The 17009-nt window shown below is 73.1% G+C and carries 16 protein-coding genes and 1 pseudogene; 9 read left to right on the forward strand and 8 right to left on the reverse strand.

Going from position 1 to position 17009, the window contains the following annotated elements:
- Positions 1-71: 71 nt before the first annotated feature.
- From OG766_RS18310 to OG766_RS18330, 5 genes are all read left to right on the forward strand, one after another.
- A complete protein-coding gene (locus OG766_RS18310; RefSeq protein WP_328725784.1) occupies positions 72-1406 on the forward strand; it encodes an aminotransferase-like domain-containing protein in 1335 nt (444 codons plus the stop codon).
- Between the two features lie 107 nt (positions 1407-1513).
- Complete coding sequence (locus OG766_RS18315) at positions 1514-1888, forward strand: hypothetical protein (protein ID WP_266380616.1); 375 nt, start codon at positions 1514-1516, stop codon at positions 1886-1888.
- Positions 1889-2103: 215 nt separating this feature from the next.
- On the forward strand, positions 2104-3135 hold the full coding sequence (locus OG766_RS18320) for an ATP-binding cassette domain-containing protein (protein ID WP_266380621.1): 1032 nt from the start codon (positions 2104-2106) through the stop codon (positions 3133-3135).
- A gap of 5 nt (positions 3136-3140) precedes the next feature.
- Positions 3141-3995, forward strand: a complete 855-nt coding sequence (locus OG766_RS18325) for an ABC transporter permease (protein ID WP_266384252.1) — start codon at positions 3141-3143, stop codon at positions 3993-3995.
- 164 nt (positions 3996-4159) lie between these two features.
- The gene (locus tag OG766_RS18330) at positions 4160-5248 is read left to right on the forward strand and encodes a MerR family transcriptional regulator (RefSeq protein WP_328725785.1); all 1089 of its coding nucleotides are present in this window, start codon (positions 4160-4162) and stop codon (positions 5246-5248) included.
- Positions 5249-5363: 115 nt separating this feature from the next.
- Here OG766_RS18330 and OG766_RS18335 read toward each other — a convergent pair whose 3' ends face one another.
- Both OG766_RS18335 and OG766_RS18340 read right to left on the reverse strand, forming a co-directional pair.
- Positions 5364-5999 carry an FMN reductase gene (locus OG766_RS18335; protein ID WP_266380625.1) on the reverse strand — a complete coding sequence of 212 codons (636 nt, stop codon included), beginning with the start codon at positions 5997-5999 and terminating at the stop codon, positions 5364-5366.
- Positions 6000-6001: 2 nt separating this feature from the next.
- On the reverse strand, positions 6002-7132 hold the full coding sequence (locus OG766_RS18340) for an LLM class flavin-dependent oxidoreductase (RefSeq protein WP_266380627.1): 1131 nt from the start codon (positions 7130-7132) through the stop codon (positions 6002-6004).
- Between the two features lie 125 nt (positions 7133-7257).
- Between OG766_RS18340 and OG766_RS18345 the strand changes: the two genes are divergently transcribed.
- Positions 7258-7386 (forward strand): DUF6126 family protein, encoded by a 129-nt coding sequence (locus OG766_RS18345; RefSeq protein WP_266380630.1) that lies wholly within the window; start codon positions 7258-7260, stop codon positions 7384-7386.
- On the opposite strand, the gene OG766_RS18350 is transcribed toward OG766_RS18345, so the two are convergent.
- Positions 7387-8625, reverse strand: coding sequence for a cation:proton antiporter (locus tag OG766_RS18350; protein ID WP_266380633.1), 1239 nt, complete (start codon positions 8623-8625; stop codon positions 7387-7389). It lies immediately after the preceding gene.
- A gap of 182 nt (positions 8626-8807) precedes the next feature.
- A pseudogene (locus tag OG766_RS18355) lies at positions 8808-9266 on the reverse strand (cation:proton antiporter regulatory subunit); the annotation flags it as partial.
- 168 nt (positions 9267-9434) lie between these two features.
- Between OG766_RS18355 and cbiE the strand changes: the two are divergent.
- Together cbiE and cobM are read left to right on the forward strand one after the other, a co-directional pair.
- Positions 9435-10688: a precorrin-6y C5,15-methyltransferase (decarboxylating) subunit CbiE gene (gene cbiE / locus OG766_RS18360; protein WP_328725786.1), complete on the forward strand. Its 1254-nt coding sequence runs from the start codon at positions 9435-9437 to the stop codon at positions 10686-10688.
- Entirely contained in the window at positions 10685-11440 is a 756-nt protein-coding gene (cobM, locus tag OG766_RS18365; protein WP_266380637.1) for a precorrin-4 C(11)-methyltransferase, read from the forward strand. The genes cbiE and cobM overlap by 4 nt, the downstream gene beginning before the upstream one ends.
- Positions 11441-11500: 60 nt before the next feature.
- Here the strand turns inward: cobM and OG766_RS18370 are convergent, their stop codons facing one another.
- Positions 11501-12241 (reverse strand): cobalt-precorrin-6A reductase, encoded by a 741-nt coding sequence (locus OG766_RS18370; protein ID WP_266380639.1) that lies wholly within the window; start codon positions 12239-12241, stop codon positions 11501-11503.
- A gap of 11 nt (positions 12242-12252) precedes the next feature.
- Between OG766_RS18370 and OG766_RS18375 the strand changes: the two genes are divergently transcribed.
- Complete coding sequence (locus tag OG766_RS18375) at positions 12253-13416, forward strand: cobalt-precorrin-5B (C(1))-methyltransferase (RefSeq protein WP_328725787.1); 1164 nt, start codon at positions 12253-12255, stop codon at positions 13414-13416.
- Between the two features lie 94 nt (positions 13417-13510).
- Here OG766_RS18375 and OG766_RS18380 read toward each other — a convergent pair whose 3' ends face one another.
- Genes OG766_RS18380 through OG766_RS18390 form a run of 3 tightly spaced genes read right to left on the reverse strand, consistent with a single transcriptional unit; the run spans position 13511 to position 16997 of the window.
- Positions 13511-15010, reverse strand: a complete 1500-nt coding sequence (locus OG766_RS18380) for a precorrin-2 C(20)-methyltransferase (protein WP_266380643.1) — start codon at positions 15008-15010, stop codon at positions 13511-13513.
- Positions 15007-15648, reverse strand: coding sequence for a precorrin-8X methylmutase (locus OG766_RS18385; RefSeq protein WP_266380646.1), 642 nt, complete (start codon positions 15646-15648; stop codon positions 15007-15009). Before OG766_RS18385 ends, OG766_RS18380 begins: the two co-directional genes overlap by 4 nt.
- Positions 15645-16997, reverse strand: coding sequence for a cobalamin biosynthesis protein CobG (locus tag OG766_RS18390; RefSeq protein ID WP_443045608.1), 1353 nt, complete (start codon positions 16995-16997; stop codon positions 15645-15647). Before OG766_RS18390 ends, OG766_RS18385 begins: the two co-directional genes overlap by 4 nt.
- Positions 16998-17009 lie beyond the last annotated feature (12 nt).

Here is a 17009-nt window from a genome sequence, read left to right on the forward strand (position 1 = left end):
GAGGCTAGGCGCCCCAACTTGTCGGTGCAATAAGATCTTTGCTCTCGGTGCAATGCTGACGGGGGTGCACGGTGCAGGACTTCAGACGGCTCGCCGACGAGATCGCGGCCGACATCGCGGCCGGCCGGCTCCGGCCCGGCGACCGGCTGCCGCCGCAGCGGACGTACGCACGCGGACGCCGGATCGCTCCGTCCACGGCGATAAGGGTCTACGGCGAACTGGTGCGGCGAGGGCTCGTCGTGGGCGAGGTGGGGCGGGGGACGTTCGTCCGCGCGGCGCCCGCGGAGCACGGGGCGTCCGCGCCGCCGGGAACCGCGCTCACCGAGGCGACCGGCGGCGCGCCGGTCAACCTGGAGCTCAACTATCCGGTCGTGGCCGGTCAGTCGGAACTGATGGCGCGGGAACTCGCCGCCCTGGCCCGCCCCGACGTCCTCGCCGTGGCGACCCGGCCGACGGCTCCCGACGGCACCCCCGAAGCGCGTGCCGCCGCGGCCGCCGTGCTCGCCAGGAACGGCTGGACCCCCTGCCCCGAGCGGATCCTCTTCGCGGGCAACGGGCGCCAGGCGATCGCGGGCGCCCTCTCCGCACTGGTGCCGCCCGGCGGCCGGCTCGGCGTCGAGACACTGACGTATCCGCTGGTCAAGACGATCGCCGAACGGCTCGGTGCCGTCCTCGTCCCGATCGCGACCGACGCGGAGGGTATACGGCCCGACGCGCTCGCCACGGCGCACCGCACGGCCGCGCTCTCCGCCGTCTACGTCCAGCCGACCCTGCACAATCCGCTGGCCGTGACCGCGGGCGCGGCGCGGCGGGCCGCCGTCGCGGAGGTGCTGGAGTCGACGGGGCTCGTCGCGGTCGAGGACACCACCTGGGCGTTCCTCGCGCCGGACGCCCCGGCGCCGCTCGTCGCGCACGCGCCCGAACGCACCCTGCTGGTGGACAGCCTCTCCAAGCGGCTCGCACCCGGGCTGACCGTCGGCTACCTCGTCCCGCCCGCCGCGTACCGGGAGGCGCTGGCCCGGGCCCTGCGCTCGGGTGGCTGGAGCGCGGCCGGGTTCGCGCTGGCGGCGGCGGCGCGATGGAGCGGGACGGGCGTCGTCGAAGCGGTGGTCGCGGCCAAGCGGGCCGATGCGGCGGCGCGCCACCGGCTGGTGCGCCAGGTGCTGGGCGGCTTCGACATCAGCACCGATCCGCGGGCGTATTTCTGCTGGTGGCGGCTTCCCGCGCCATGGCGTGCCGAGACGTTCGTCGCGGCCGCGGCGGAACGCGGGGTCGCGGTGACGCCAGGATCGGCCTTCGCGTCCGGTGCGCGCTCGGCGCCGGACGCGGTCAGGATCGGGCTGGCCTCGCCACCGGAGGAGGAGCTGGCGCGGGCGCTGCGGCAGCTGGCCGCCCTGGCCTCGTAGCCGGATCAGCCTCCGGCCGCGGGTCAGGGCCTGATCCACTTGCCGCGGCGGCCGTGCGGGTGTCCGCTGGTGGATGGAGAAGTGGATGGAGCGGAAGGAGCTCTGCCATGGCCCACACGACGGTGCCCGCGCGGCACCTCGGATCCCTCGGCATCGCGCTGCCGGTCGTGATCGGAGTCCTCTACGGCCTCTACACGTCCTTCATCGCCCGTACGTCCGGAGAGTCCGCAGGCGCGCAGTTCGCGATCGGGCTCATCTCCTGCCTGGTGCTGGCAGGGCTCTGCTATGCGCTCGGCCGCTATCAGCACCTCCTGCCGCGAGGGCTTCGCGCGGTGGCGTACGCGGCGCTCGTCGGCGTCGCGGTCGGCTATCTGAACAGCCTGTCCGGGGACAGCGTCCTCACGGCGATCGTCCTGTCCGTGATCATCGCGGCGGCGACGTTCTGCGTGATGTTCTACACCTTCTACGTGCACGAGGACTGACCCCGCCGCTGTCCCCGCCCTGCCCCTGATCAGCTGTGCCCTGCGAGGCGCGGCCGCCGGATCACGGTCCGGTCGCCGTGCCTCGTCATGTCGTGACGTGCCGGGTCCGGCGTGCCATCGTGTCCTGCCATGCGGTGAGTTTTCGGGGCAGCACCAGTCTGTACCCCTTGGAAGCCCTTTTCGCGTCCGCTTCAGCGAAGGAACCGAAGGAACCGATGAGTACAGATCTGGCCATCGAGACGACCGGCCTGGTGAAGGTGTTCGGCGACAACCGGGCCGTCGACGGCGTCGACCTCCGCGTCCCCGCCGGCACCGTCTACGGCCTCCTGGGCCCGAACGGAGCGGGCAAGACGACCACGGTGAAGGTGCTGGCCACCCTGCTGAGACCGGACGGCGGTGAGGCGCGGGTCTTCGGCCACGACGTGCTGAAGGACGCCGACGCCGTACGCGGCAGGGTCAGCCTGACCGGGCAGTACGCCTCGGTCGACGAGGACCTGACCGGCACCGAGAACCTGCTGCTGCTCGGCCGGCTGCTCGGCCACGGCAAGCCGGCCGCGCGGGACCGCGCCGCCCAGCTGCTGAGCGCCTTCGGGCTGTCCGACGCCGCCGACCGCCAGGTGAAGAACTACTCGGGCGGTATGCGGCGCCGTATCGACATCGCCGCGTCCATCCTCAGCACGCCCGACCTGCTGTTCCTGGACGAGCCGACGACCGGACTCGACCCGCGCAGCCGCAACCAGGTCTGGGACATCGTGCGGGCCGTCGTGGCCCAGGGCACGACGGTGCTGCTGACCACGCAGTATCTGGACGAGGCCGACCAGCTGGCGTCCCGTATCGCCGTCATCGACCACGGCAGGGTGATCGCCGAGGGCACCAAGGGCGAGCTGAAGGCGTCGGTCGGCTCGGGCGCCGTCCACGTCCGGCTGCGCGACGCCCACCAGCGCCCGGACGCCGAGCGCGTCCTGACCGTCGCACTGAACGCGACGGTCCAGCTCGACCCGGACCCGGTCGCCCTCACGGCCCGGGTCAACGGCCACGGCACGGAGCTCGGCGCCGCGGAACAGGCCGCTTCGGCACTGGCCGAACTGGCCCGGGAGGGCATCACCGTCGACAACTTCTCGCTGGGCCAGCCCAGCCTGGACGAGGTCTTCCTCGCCCTCACCGACCGCAGGCCCGACACGGGGACCGCGGGGACCGCGGCGAACGCCGAGAACGCGGAGACCACCGAGAAGGAGCCCGCCGCATGAGCACCATGAGCACCACGGCCACGCAGGAGGCCGAGGACGTCACCTTCGCCGGCCCGAGAACCGAGGATCTGGCCGCCCTCCTCGTCGCCAAGGAGCGCCCGCCGCGGCCGAGCGCCCTCTCGGCGTCGATGACCTTCGGCTGGCGGGCCATGCTCAAGATCAAGCATGTGCCGGAGCAACTCTTCGACGTCACGGCGTTCCCGATCATGATGGTGCTGATGTACACGTACCTCTTCGGAGGGGCGCTGGCCGGCTCGGTCGACGCGTACATCCAGTTCCTGCTGCCGGGCATCCTCGTGATGAGCGTCGTGATGATCACGATGTACACGGGCGTGGCCATCAACACCGACATCGACAAGGGTGTCTTCGACCGCTTCCGTACGCTGCCGATCTGGCGGCCCGCGCCGATGGTCGGGTATCTCCTCGGCGACGTGGTCCGCTACGTCATCGCGTCCGCCGTGATGCTGACGGTCGGCGTGATCATCGGCTACCGGCCGGAGGGCGGGTTCGTCGGTGTGCTGCTCGGCGTCGCGCTGCTGCTCGTCTTCTCCTTCGCCTTCTCCTGGATCTGGACGATGTTCGGGCTGCTGCTGCGCACGGAGAAGTCCGTGATGGGCGTCAGCATGATGGTGATCTTCCCGCTGACCTTCCTGAGCAACGTCTTCGTCGACCCGAAGACGATGCCGGGCTGGCTGCAGGCCTTCGTCAACAACAGCCCGGTCACCCATCTGGCCACGGCGGTACGGGAGCTGATGGCGGGCAACTGGCCGGCGGCGGAGATCGCCTGGACGCTGGGCTGGGGCGCGCTCTTCGTGATCGGCTTCGGCGCGGTCACGATGCGGCTCTACAACCGGAAGTGAGACCGGGCGGCGGCCGGTGGCTCCCACGGGGGTGGAACCACCGGCCGCCGCCGTGCTCTCCTCGACGACGTCCGGCTGTTGACCTTCCCGGCGGGGGAAGCCCCAGCATCGGTCGTACCGGGCGAGGCGCCCGGTACGAGGAGGAACGCGGGGGGGGCGGGGACATGGGGCCGGAGACGGGTCTGCTGACGATCGGAGCGTTCGCACGCGCCTCGCGGCTGTCCGCGAAGACCCTGCGGCGCTACGACGAACACGGCCTGCTGTGTCCGGTCCACGTCGACCCGTTCACCGGCTACCGCTACTACGCCCCGGCCCAGCTGGAACACGCCCGGCTGGTGGCCTGGCTGCGCCGCATCGGCATGCCGCTCGCCCGTATCCGCTCCGTCTGCGAGCTGTACGCGACGGACGCGGACGCGGCGGCGCGGGACATCCGTGCCTACTGGGCGCGGGTGGAGGCCGAGACCGCGGCACGGCGGGACCTCGCGGCCTTCCTCGTCGACCGGCTGTCCACCGAGACAGCAGGGAAGGATGATTCGATGTCGCAGCTCAACGCCCCTCTGGGGCTGCGTTGTGCGGCCCGCTCCGACCGGGGCCTCGTCCGTGACACCAACCAGGACTCCGTGTACGCGGGCCCGCGTCTGCTCGCCGTGGCCGACGGTTACGGCGGCGGGGGCGCGCGGGCCGGCAGCGCGGCGATCGACGCGCTCCGCCCGCTGGAGAGCGTGTCCGCGGACTCCGGCGAACTGCTGAACCTCCTGACCGACGCGGTCCGGATGGCCAACCACGCGGTCCAGGACCTCCCGGACTCCGGCACCACGCTGACCGCCCTGCTGTGGACGGGCTCCCGGCTCGGCCTGGTGCACATCGGCGACACCCGCGCCTATCTGCTGCGCGGCGGGCAGCTCTTCCGTATCACCCACGACCACACGGTCGTCCAGTCGATGATCGACGACGGCAGCCTCACCGAGGACGAGGCCCGCTCCCACCCCCAACGGGCCCTGCTCCTCAAGGCACTCGACGGCGCTCCGTCCCCCGCGGTCCCCGATCTGCATCTGCACGACGCCCAGGCCGGCGACCGCTACGTCCTGTGCACCGACGGCCTCTTCACCGTCGTCCCCGAGGCGGAGCTGCGCCGTGTGTCGGCGACGGTCGCCGACCCCGACGAGGCGGCACGGGCGTTGATCGCGCTGGCCAACGAGGCGGGCGGACCGGACAACACGGGGTGTGTGGTGGCGGACGTGGTGGAGCTGTGACCCGCTGAGCCCGTGTGCGCCAAGGGCCCGGCTCCGTTGGACGCGGGGCCGTGCCCTGGCCGGGCCCTGCCGGGTCAGGGGAGTTCGCCCCGTGTTCACGGGCGACGCGCGAGCGTCAGTCGAAGCGCAGGTCCGCCAGTTGCCGCTCGTACTCCGTCAGTTCGCCGGACTCCTCAGCCCGTGCGTCGCGAGCATCCCGGGTGGTGACCATCAGCCCGGCCAGTTCACCGCCGGCCCTGCGTATCCGCGCGGGCAGGCCCTCGGTGTACTCGTCGCCGCCCGAGCCCCAGTCCTCCGACGCCGCGTACACGGCGGTCGGTACGACCAGCGCCCGCAGATACGCGAAGAGCGGCCGCAGCGCGTGGTCGAGGACGAGCGAGTGGCGGGCGGTGCCGCCGGTGGCCGCGATCAGCACCGGCTTTCCGGTCAGCGCCTGCGGGTCGATCAGGTCGAAGAACGACTTGAACAGCCCGCTGTACGAGGCCGTGAAGACCGGCGTCACGGTGATCACACCGTCCGCACCCGTCACCGCGTCGATCGCGGCCCCGAGTGCGGGCGACGGAAAGCCGGTCACCAGGTTGTTGGCGATGGCGGTGGCCAGGTCGCGGAGTTCGACGACCTCGACCTCCACCTTGCGGTCCTGCTCGGCGAGCCGCTCCTGCGCCGCGTCCGCCAGCCGGTCGGCCAGCAGCCGGGTCGACGAGGGGCTGCTCAGCCCCGCCGATACGGCGACGAGCTTCAGCTGCTCCATGGTCAGGCCTCCTTGGCGGGAGTGGCGGCAGGAGTGGCGGGAGTGGCGTCGGGGGTGGTGGCGGTCCGGCGGGCGGCGACGGCCGGGTGGACCGGCGCATCGGGGACCCCGGCGGGCCGCAGGTTGGCGAACTCCTTGCGCAGCACCGGCACGACCTCCTCGCCGAGGATGTCGAGCTGCTCCAGGACGGTCTTCAGCGGAAGGCCCGCGTGGTCCATCAGGAACAGCTGGCGCTGGTAGTCGCCCACGGACTCCCGGAAGCCGAGGGTCCGGTCGATGACCTGCTGAGGGGAGCCGACGGTCAGCGGTGTCTGCTCGATGAAGTCCTCCATCGACGGGCCGTGCCCGTAGACGGGCGCGTTGTCGAAGTACGGGCGGAACTCCCGGACCGCGTCCTGCGAGTTCTTCCGCATGAACACCTGTCCGCCGAGGCCGACGATCGCCTGCTCCGGGGTGCCGTGCCCGTAGTGCGCGTACCGCTTGCGGTACAGCTCGACCATCCGCTTCGTGTGCTCCGCGGGCCAGAAGATGTTGTTGTGGAAGAAGCCGTCGCCGTAGTACGCGGCCTGCTCGGCGATCTCCGGCGAGCGGATCGAGCCGTGCCACACGAAGGGCGGGACGCCGTCCAGCGGCCGCGGCGTGGACGTGAAGCCCTGCAACGGCGTACGGAACTTGCCCTCCCAGTCGACGACGTCCTCCCGCCACAGCCTGCGGAGAAGGGCGTAGTTCTCGATGGCGAGCGGGATGCCCTGACGGATGTCCTGACCGAACCACGGGTAGACCGGTCCGGTGTTGCCGCGGCCCATCATCAGGTCGACCCGGCCGTCCGCGAGGTGCTGGAGCATCGCGTAGTCCTCGGCGATCTTCACCGGGTCGTTGGTGGTGATCAGCGTCGTGGACGTGGACAGGATCAGGTTCTCGGTGCGCGCCGCGATGTGGCCCAGCATGGTGGTCGGCGACGACGGCACGAACGGCGGGTTGTGGTGCTCGCCGGTCGCGAAGACGTCGAGTCCGACCTCCTCGGCCTTCAGCGCGATGGCGACCATCGCCTTGATCCGCTCGTTCTCGGTCGGGGTCCGGCCGTTGGTCGGATCGGTGGTCGCGTCACCGACGGTGAAGATCCCGAACTGCATCGCGCTCGCCTCCAGGGGGTTCGATTTGGTTGAACCTTAAACTGTACGGGGGGAACGACGGCGACCCGGGGTTCTATTCCGCCCGTAGTCTGGGGCGGCGTGACCGTCCCCTCAGGAGGCCGTGAATGAGCGACAGCGAGCGCTGGAAGGAGCGCGGCGTCGCGCTGCGCGTCTTCGTGTACGTCTTCGCCACGCACGCGTTCGCGGGCTTCGTCTGGCTGCTCTTCTACGTGGGCGAGCACGCCCGGAAGTGATCAGCCGCTCCGCCGCGACGACGCGACCTCGTCCGGCGCCGCCTCGCACGCCGTGCCGTGCGGTGGCAGCGGGCTCGGCCCGTGCCGGAGCCAGGACTGGACGCGACGGACCGTGGGCTCCGTCCAGCGGGCGGTGAGCGGGCCGAGGATCACCAGGATCAGCACGTACGCGGTGGCGAGCGGCCCGATCCGTGGCTCGACGGCGACCGCGAGACCCGCGATGACGATCGAGAACTCGCCGCGGGCGACGAGCGCGCCGCCCGCCCGGAGCCGGCCGCGCGAGCCGATGCCGGCCCGCCGGGCCGCGTACCAGCCGGTGGCGATCTTGGTGACGGTGGTCGCCAGCGCCAGCAGCAGCGCGGGCAGCAGGACCGGCGGGATCGCGGTGGGATCGGTCGACAGCCCGAAGAAGACGAAGAAGACCGCCGCGAAGAGGTCCCGCAGCGGGCTGAGCAGCCGGCGCGCACCCTCCGCGACCTCGCCCGACAGCGCGATGCCGACCAGGAACGCGCCCACCGCCGCCGACACCTGCAGCTCCTGCGCCAGCCCGGCGACCAGCAGGGTGAGACCCAGCACCACCAGGAGCAGCAGCTCCGGGTTGTCGGAGGAGACGGCGCGGCTGATCATCCGGCCGTGGCGGATCGCGAGGTACAGGACGACGGAGACCGTGCCCACGGCGATCAGCAGAGTGATGCTGCCGCCGGCCAGGCCGAGGCCGGCGAGCAGCGCCGTGAGCAGGGGCAGATAGACGGCCATCGACAGGTCCTCGATGACGAGGACGCCGAGGATCACCGGGGTCTCGCGGTTGCCGAGCCGTCCCAGGTCCGTCAGGACCTTCGCGATCACGCCCGAGGAGGAGATCCAGGTGACTCCGGCGAGTGCCACGGCGCCCACCGGCCCCCAGCCGAGCAGCAGCGCCGCGCCCGCGCCGGGCAGGGCGTTGAGGACGAAGTCCACGAGGCCCGACGGGTACTGGGTGCGCAGGCTCGTCACCAGCTCGGACGCGCTGTACTCCAGGCCGAGCAGCAGAAGCAGCAGGATCACGCCGATCTCGGCGCCTGCGGCGATGAAGTCCTCGCTGGCGCTGAGCGGCAGCAGGCCGCCCGTGCCGAACGCGAGACCGGACAGCAGATAGAGCGGTACCGGGGAGAGCCCGATGCGTCCGGCGAACCGGCCGATCAGTCCGAGCGTCAGGATGATCGCGCCGAGTTCGATGAGCAGGGAGGTCGTGTTGTGCACGGTCAGCCTCCCGGCGCGGGGGTGGATCCGGGTCCGCTCCGGGGTCCGCTCTCCGGTCCGGGTCCAGGTCCAGCTTCAGGTCCACGGCCAGTTCCAGGTCCAGGTCCAGGTCCGTGTTCCGGACCGGACCCGGATGCGCACTCGGACTCGGACTCGGACTCGGGCCCGGCATCCGGTCCGTAGATGATCTCGACGAGCGAGTCCACCCCCTCCCGGGTGCCGACCACCACGAGCGTGTCCCCGAGCGCGAGCCGGAAGTCCGGCCCCGGGGACGGATGGGCGCTGGTCCGGCGCAGTACGGCGACGATCGAGGCGCCGGTGCGGGTGCGGGCACGGGTGTCGCCGAGCAGCCGCCCCGCGTAAGGGGAGCGGGCCGAGACGGGGATGTGCTCGGTGACGAGGTCGATCCCGTCGGTGCGCACGGCCTCGATGGGGGCCGGGTCGATGAGGTGGGCGAGCGCGGTCGCCTCGTCCGGTGAGAGCGGCACGGTGGCGTCGCACGCGTCGGGGTCGTCGGCCGAGTAGAACCCGAGGAAGCGGCGGCCGTCCTGGTGGATGACGACGGAGAGGTGGCGGCCGCTCTCGGTGGTGAAGTCGTACTGCGTGCCGACGCCCGGCAGGGAAGTGCGTCGTGTACCCATGGCTGCCTCCCGGGGCGGTACAGGAGTTGAGCAGTGGGCCGTACGGATGCCGAACGGATATTTCTTTACCGTACCATTACATGATCTTTGATGGCCGTGCACGCCGGTGACCGGGGTCTCATGCCCGCGCACTGGCGCCCACCTGCGCGGACAGTAGAGTCACGGTCCGTGAGTGCCGACCGTCGTCCGACCGACCCCGCCGTTTCCGTCGTCGGGATCGGTGCCGACGGCTGGGACGGGCTGAGTCCCTCGGCGCGGGCGGTCCTGCGCGACGCCGACGTCCTCATCGGGGGCGCACGACAGCTCGGACTCCTGCCCGCCGCCGAGTGCGCGGGCGAGCGGCTCACCTGGCCGTCACCGCTGAGACCCGCCGTGCCGGGTCTGCTCGCCGCGCACGCAGCACGGCGCACGGCGGTCCTCGCGAGCGGCGACCCGATGTTCTACGGCATCGGCCGCACGCTCGCCGAGATCGCGGGCGCCGGCGCGCTGCGCGTCCTGCCGCATCCGTCCTCCGTCTCGTACGCCTGCGCCCGCCTCGGCTGGCCGCTGGAGGAGACCGAGACCGTGACCCTGGTCGGCAGGCCGCCCGGCTCGCTCACCGCCGCGCTGCACGACGGGCGCCGGGTGCTGGTGCTGAGCGCGGGGGCGTCGACCCCGGGCGAGGTGGCGGCGCTGCTCACCGCGAAGGGCTTCGGTCCGAGCCGGCTGCGGGTGCTGGAACAGCTGGGTTCCGGGCGGGAGCACGAGCGGTCCGGCACCGCCGAGGGGTGGGACCACCCGCCCGGCGACCCGCTCAACGTCATCGCCGTCGAGTGCGTCCGCGCAGCGGGCGCCCTGCGCCTCGGCGCCGTCCCCGGACTGCCGGACGAGGCGTACGAGAACGACGGCCAGCTCACCAAGCGCCATGTGCGGGCCGCGACGCTCGCCGCGCTCGCGCCCGCGCCCGGGGAACTGCTGTGGGACATCGGCGGCGGATCCGGCTCGATCGCGATCGAGTGGATGCGTACGCACCGTTCGTGCCGGGCGATCACGGTCGAACGAGACGCGGGCAGGGCCGAACGCATCGCCCGTAACGCGGAGGCGCTCGGCGTGCCGGCCCTGCGGGTCGTGACCGCCGCCGCGCCTTCGGGGCTCGCGGGACTCCCCACCCCCGACGCGGTGTTCATCGGCGGCGGGCTCACCGCGCCCGGCCTGCTGGACGCCTGCTGGGACGCGCTGCCGGAGGGCGGACGGCTCGTCGCGAACACCGTGACGCTGGAGTCCGAGGCGCTGCTGGCCGACCGCTACCGGCGGCACGGCGGCGAACTGGTACGGCTCGCGGTGGCCCACGCCGTACCCGTCGGCGGCTTCACCGGCTGGCGCCAGGCGATGCCCGTCACGCAATGGACCGTCACCAAATCCCCCGATGGAGCCTCCACATGACCGTCTACTTCATCGGCGCGGGCCCCGGCGCCGCCGACCTGATCACCGTGCGCGGCGCGCGGACGCTCGCGTCCTGCCGGGTCTGCCTGTACGCGGGCTCCCTCGTCCCGCGCGAACTCCTCGCCGAATGTCCCCCGGACGCGCGCCTCGTCGACACCGCCCGGCTCGATCTCGACGCGATCACCGCGGAGTTCGTCCGTGCCCACGAGGAGGGTGACGACGTCGCCCGGCTGCACTCCGGCGACCCCTCGGTCTTCAGCGCCGTCGCGGAACAGATGCGACGGCTCGACGCGGCGGGCATCCCGTACGAGGTCGTCCCGGGCGTCCCGGCCTTCGCGGCCGCCGCGGCCGCGCTGAAGCGCGAACTCACCGTCCCGACCGTCGGCCAGACCGTCATCCTGACCCGCATCGCCCAGCAGGCCACGCCCATGCCGCCCGGCGAGGACCTGCCCACGCTCGCCCGCAGCGGCGCCCTCCTCGTCCTCCACCTCGCGGCCCGTTACGTCGACCGCGTCGTCGAGGAGCTGCTGCCGCACTACGGCGCCGACTGCCCGGCCGCGGTGGTGGCCATGGCCAGCCGCCCGGACGAGGTGGTGCTGCGGGGCACGCTGGAGGACATCGCGTCCCGGACGAAGGCGGCGGGCATCACGAAGACCGCGGTGATCATCGTGGGCCGCACGCTGGCGGCGTCCCAGTTCCGGGACAGCCACCTGTACGACCCGGCCCGCGACCGGCACGCCTGCACCGAGTGAGAGCGGTACGCCTGCACCGACTGAGAGCAGTACGCCCGCACCGGGGCCCGGCAGGGGCGGTCACACCCGCGTCGCCACCCAGGCCAGCGCCTGTGCCGGAGTCGTCGCCACCGGGACGCCCTCCGGTACCGGAGGGCGGCGGACCACGAGGACCGGGATGCCCGCCTCGCGGGCGGCGGTGAGCTTGGCGGAGGTCGCCGCCGCGCCGCTGTCCTTCGTGACCAGGACGTCGATGCGGTGGTGCCGGAGCAGTTCCCGTTCGCCGTCGAGGGTGAAGGGGCCGCGGTCCAGGAGGATCCGCATCCGGGGCGGGTGCGGGGGTTGTGGGGCGTCCACGGAGCGGACCAGGAACCAGAGGTCCTCCAGCCCGGCGAACGCCGCCAGGCCCATGCGGCCGGTGGTGAGGAAGACCCGTCGGCCCAGCCCCGGGAGGACCGGCGCCGCCTCCTCCAGGGAGTCGGCGAAGTGCCAGTCGTCGCCCGCGACCGGGGCCCACCCGGGCCGCCGCAGGGCGAGCAGGGGAACATGGGCCTGGTCCGCGGCGCGCGCCGCGTTGAAGCTGATCGTTCCGGCGAAAGGATGGGTGGCGTCGATGAGCACGTCCACCTGGTGCTCGCGCAGCCAGGCGGCGAGGCCCTCCGCCCCGCCGAAGCCGCCGATCCGGACCTCGCCCGGCGGCAGCCTCGGCGCCGCGACCCGTCCGGCCAGCGATGTCGTCACACGTGTCCCCGAACCGTCCGCGTGCAGCGATTCGGCGAGGGCGCGGGCCTCCGTCGTACCGCCGAGGACGAGGATGTGCACGGGGGACCTCCATGGGTGAGCCGACGGCCGCGGGCGGGCGCAGCGCCCAACTCAAGCACACCGGTCTCCGCTCCGGCTGGACCACCGGCGCCTGTGCGACCGCCGCGACGACCGCCGCGTACACCGCGCTGCTCACCGGCGACTTCCCCGACCCGGTGACGATCACGCTGCCGAAGGGGCAGACGCCGGCGTTCGCGCTGGCCGCGGAGGAGCTGACGGCCGAGTACGCGATGGCGGCCGTCGTGAAGGACGCCGGCGACGACCCGGACGTCACCCACGGCGCGCTGGTCCGGGCGACGGTACGGATCCTGCCGCCCGGTTCCGGTGTGGTGTTCCGGGCCGGGCCCGGCGTCGGCACCGTCACCCGCCCCGGGCTGCCCCTCGACGTCGGCGAGCCCGCGATCAACCCCGTGCCGCGCCAGATGATGCGCGACCACGTGGCGCGGGTCGCGGCCCGTCACCGCGGCACCGGGGACGCCGAGATCACCGTCTCCGTCGACCACGGCGAGGAGATCGCCCGTTCCACGTGGAACCCGCGCCTCGGCATCCTCGGCGGACTGTCCGTCCTCGGCACGACCGGGATCGTCGTCCCCTACTCCTGCTCGGCCTGGATCGACTCGATCCGCCGAGGCGTCGACGTGGCGCGGGCGGCGGGCCGTACCCATGTCGCCGGGTGCACTGGATCGACGTCGGAGAAGACGGTCGTGGGGCTCTACGGCCTCCCGGAGGACGCCCTGCTCGACATGGGCGACTTCGCCGGCGCGGTGCTCAAGTACGTACGCAGGCACCCGGTCGACCGGCTCACCGTCTGCGGCGGCTTCGCCAAGCTGTCGAAACTCGCCGCCGGGCACCTGGATCTGCACTCCGCCCGCTCCCAGGTCGACAAGGGTTTCCTCGCGGAGCTCGCACGGGCGGGCGGCGCGGACGAGGAACTGGCGGCGGAGGTGGCCACCGCCAACACCGGCCTCGCGGCACTCCAGTTGTGCGCCGCCCGCGGCGTGCCACTCGGCGACCTCGTGGCCCTGGCCGCCCGCGACCAGGCGCTCGCGGTGCTCCGAGGTGCGCCGGTCACGGTGGACGTGGTGTGCATCGACCGGGCGGGCACGATCGTGGGACGCAGCACGTCGGCGGGACCGGGGACCGCCACCCCGGACCTCACCACCCCGAAGCCCTGACGGATCTCTCCCAAGCCCGGACGAACCGGGGACTTTCGCCCCCGGCTCCGGCCCTGGACCCCGCCTCCGGCTCCTGTCCTCGGCTCCCGCCCGCTCAGTCCGGATACGTCCGCGGAGTCCAGGCCACCGTCGTGCCGTCGCCCCGCGCCACGGTCCGCGTCTGTGACGAGCCGACCAGCAGCAGCGTCCTCATGTCGACGACCGCCGGGTCGAGTTCGGCGAGGCGGACGATCCGTACGCTCTCCTCCGGACCGCCGACGTCGCGGGCGACGACGACCGGGGTGTCCGCGGCACGATGGGCCAGGAGCACCTCGCGGGCCTTCGCCACCTGCCAGTTGCGGCTGCGCGAGCCCGGGTTGTAGAGGGCGAGCACGAGATCGGCCGCGGCCGCCGCGCGCAGGCGTTCCTCGACGACCTCCCACGGCTTGAGCCGGTCGGAGAGGGAGATCGTGGCGTAGTCGTGGCCCAGCGGGGCCCCGGCCCTGGCCGCCGCCGCGTTCGCCGCGGTGACGCCCGGCAGGACACGTACGGGCACGTCCGCGTACGCCTCCTGGGAGGCGACCTCCAGCACCGCCGTGGCCATGGCGAAGACGCCGGGGTCGCCGCCCGACACCACGGCCACGCGCCGCCCCCGCCGTGCGAGGTCCAGCGCGAACTCGGCGCGTTCCGACTCCACCTTGTTGTCGGAGCCGTGGCGTCGCTGCCCGGCCCGTACCGGCACCCGGTCGAGGTAGGTCGTGTAGCCCACCAGGTCGTCGGCGCCCGCCAGCGCTCCCCGCGTCTGCGGCGTCAGCCACAGCGGCCCGGCCGGGCCGGTGCCGACGACCACGACCTCGCCCCGGGGACGCGCGGCGGGCGGCACGGCGTCGATACGGCTCGGCAGCACCGCCACCGAGAAGTACGGCACCGACTCCGGGTCCACGTCCGCCAGCCGCTCGGTGCGCTCGCCGTCCATCGTGGCGCGCTCGACGTACCGCGCGTCGTCCAGCCGCCCTGCCCGGTGCAGCGCACGCCGCACGGCGGGGAAGGTGCGCCCCAGCTTCATCACCACCGCGGAGTCGGTGGCGGCGAGGCGGGCCGTCAGCTCCTCCTCGGGCAGTGTGCCCGGGATGATCGTCAGTACTTCCTCGGCCTCGCACAGCGGCTCCCCGAGCCGTGCGGCCGCCGCGCTCACCGAGGTGACCCCGGGGATCACCTCGGTCGGATAGCGATGGGCCAGCCGCTTGTGCATGTGCTGGTACGAGCCGTAGAAGAGCGGATCGCCCTCGGCGAGCACGGCCACGGTCCGCCCGGCGTCGAGGTGCGCCGCGAGCCGCTCGGCCGCCTCCTCGTAGAAGTCGTCGAGCGCGCCGCGGTACCCGCCGGGATGGTCGGTGGTCTCGACCGTGATCGGGTACATCAGCCGCTCCTCGATGTGGTCGGAGCGCAGGTGCTTCGCCACGATGGAGCGCGCGATGGACCGGCCGTGGCGGGCGCTGTGGTACGCCACGACGTCGGCCTCGGCGATGACTTCGACCGCTCGCAGGGTCATCAGGGACGGGTCGCCGGGACCCAGCCCGACTCCGTACAGTCGGCCGACCTGCTGCGTGCTCACTCTGCCTCACTCGCTATCGCGTTGATCGCTGCCGCGGCCATGGCGCTGCCGCCGCGGCGCCCCCGTACCACCAGGTGCTCGATGCCGCCGCCGTGTCCGGCGAGGGCGTCCTTGGACTCGGCGGCGCCGATGAAGCCCACCGGGACGCCGATGACGGCCGCCGGGCGGGGCGCTCCCTCGTCGATCATCTCCAGGAGCCGGAAGAGAGCCGTGGGCGCGTTGCCGACGGCGACGACCGAGCCCTCCATCCGGTCGCGCCACAGTTCGAGGGCGGCGGCGCTGCGGGTCGTTCCGAGGTCCGCGGCGAGCGCGGGCACGGAGGGGTCCGACAGCGTGCATATCACCTCGTTGTCGGCGGGCAGCCGCTTGCGGGTGACACCGCTCGCGACCATCTGCGCGTCGCAGAGGATCGGCGCACCGGCGCGCAGGGCCGCGCGGGCGCGGGCCACGACGGCGGGCGAGTACGCGAGATCGCGGACGAGGTCGACCATGCCGCAGGCGTGGATCATCCGCACCGCGACCTGGCTGACGTCGGCGGGCAGCGCGGCGAGGTCGGCCTCGGCGCGGATCGTGGCGAAGGACTGGCGGTAGATCTCCGCGCCGTCCTTCTCGTAGTCGAACACTGTGGTCTCGCTCATTTCGTCGTACTCGTACGGTCCTGGGCCCGGGTGTCGGTCGGGTCGGTGGCGGTGGCGGAGGTCTGGGCGGCGGCGGAAGTGGAAGTGGAGGTGGTGCCGGTGCCGGTGCCGGAGAACGGCTCGGTGACGCGGTACGTGCCGTCGGCCGTGGCCACGACGTCCAGGTACGCGCCGTGGGGCCGGCCGCAGCGGCGCTCGCAGCCGGACCAGTACACGGGCGGTCCGCCGTGGCGGGCAGCAGTGCCGGCCCGGGCGCCCGCCGTCGCGTCGGCCCGTACGTCGGCCAGCGACTTGGCGCACCCGGGGCGGCCGGTGCAGGCGCCGACCCCGTACCAGGGGGAGCCGGCGTCCGTGACGAACCCCGCGTCGGCGAGCCGCCCGAGCCGGGCCCCGGCCGCGTCCCGGCTGCCGAACCCGGGCACGACGACCCCGCGCCACGGGGTGAGCCGCACCTCGCCGCCCGGAGCGGGGAGAAGGTCCCGCAGTTGTGCGACGCCGAGCCGCCCGAGCGGCGCGGCCACGGAAAGGGACCAGCCGCCGGGCCCCTTCACGATCCCCGGCAGAGGTCCCGCCCGCACGGCATCGATGGTGTCGCGGACGCCGGGGTCCGGGGGCCGGGTCTCCGCCGGGACGCCCGCTCGTTCCAGGTGCGCCCCCAGCGCGGGCTCCCGGTCCGTCGGCAGTTCCCGTACCCGCCACGCGCCCGTGTCCGACGCCGCTTCCAGGAACGCGCCCGCCGCCGCCAGCGCGGCCCGCGCCGCGTCGGCCGCGCGTACGCGGAAGGCGGCGGCGCCCACCCGCAGGACCGCCGAACCTCCCGCCTCTGCGAGCAACGTCACATCCGCGCCGAGCCCCGCCACATCCCCCCGCCCGTCGTCCAGGGCGAACAGGAAACGGCCGGAGAGCCGCGCCGCCCAGCCGTTCGCGCACAGCAGCGCGTCCAGCTCCCGCGCCCACAACTGCACGTCGCCACAGCCGAGTCCGTCGAGTCCGGCCAGTGGCGAGGCCACGACATTGCGCACCCGCTCATGGGTGTCGGACGGCAACAGGCCGGACTCCCGCAGCAGCCCCGCGAGCTCCGCCCCGCATCCGTCGGCGAGGCCGCGCAGTTCCACGTTCCCCCGGGACGTGATGCTGACCGCACCGTCGCCCAGTCGCTCCGCCGCATCGGCCAGCACCATGAGCTGATGCGACGTCAGAAGCCCTGCGGGTACGCGGAGTCGGGCCAGTCGTCCGTCGTCCGCCGCGTGCAGCCGCAGCGCGCCGGGGCAGGCGTCACCTCGGTCCCGTATGCGAGGTTCGCCCGGGTCCGCCGGGGTTGTGGGTGTGGGCGGCATGGCCGCGAGCATACCCACGGCGCA

Origin of the sequence: Streptomyces sp. NBC_00259 (assembly GCF_036181745.1) — a bacterium.
Lineage (GTDB): Bacteria > Actinomycetota > Actinomycetes > Streptomycetales > Streptomycetaceae > Streptomyces > Streptomyces pratisoli.

Excerpts from the sequence above, each read along its gene's own strand:
- OG766_RS18320 (WP_266380621.1), top strand. The coding sequence starts at position 2,104 with ATGAGTACAGATCTGGCCATCGAGACGACCGGCCTGGTGAAGGTGTTC.
- OG766_RS18390 (WP_443045608.1), bottom strand. The coding sequence starts at position 16,997 with ATGCTCGCGGCCATGCCGCCCACACCCACAACCCCGGCGGACCCGGGC.
- OG766_RS18345 (WP_266380630.1), top strand. The coding sequence starts at position 7,258 with ATGAGCGACAGCGAGCGCTGGAAGGAGCGCGGCGTCGCGCTGCGCGTC.
- OG766_RS18315 (WP_266380616.1), top strand. The coding sequence starts at position 1,514 with ATGGCCCACACGACGGTGCCCGCGCGGCACCTCGGATCCCTCGGCATC.
- OG766_RS18325 (WP_266384252.1), top strand. The coding sequence starts at position 3,141 with ATGAGCACCACGGCCACGCAGGAGGCCGAGGACGTCACCTTCGCCGGC.
- OG766_RS18330 (WP_328725785.1), top strand. The coding sequence starts at position 4,160 with ATGGGGCCGGAGACGGGTCTGCTGACGATCGGAGCGTTCGCACGCGCC.
- OG766_RS18340 (WP_266380627.1), bottom strand. The coding sequence starts at position 7,132 with ATGCAGTTCGGGATCTTCACCGTCGGTGACGCGACCACCGATCCGACC.
- OG766_RS18375 (WP_328725787.1), top strand. The coding sequence starts at position 12,253 with ATGGGTGAGCCGACGGCCGCGGGCGGGCGCAGCGCCCAACTCAAGCAC.
- cobM (WP_266380637.1), top strand. The coding sequence starts at position 10,685 with ATGACCGTCTACTTCATCGGCGCGGGCCCCGGCGCCGCCGACCTGATC.
- OG766_RS18385 (WP_266380646.1), bottom strand. The coding sequence starts at position 15,648 with ATGAGCGAGACCACAGTGTTCGACTACGAGAAGGACGGCGCGGAGATC.
- OG766_RS18335 (WP_266380625.1), bottom strand. The coding sequence starts at position 5,999 with ATGGAGCAGCTGAAGCTCGTCGCCGTATCGGCGGGGCTGAGCAGCCCC.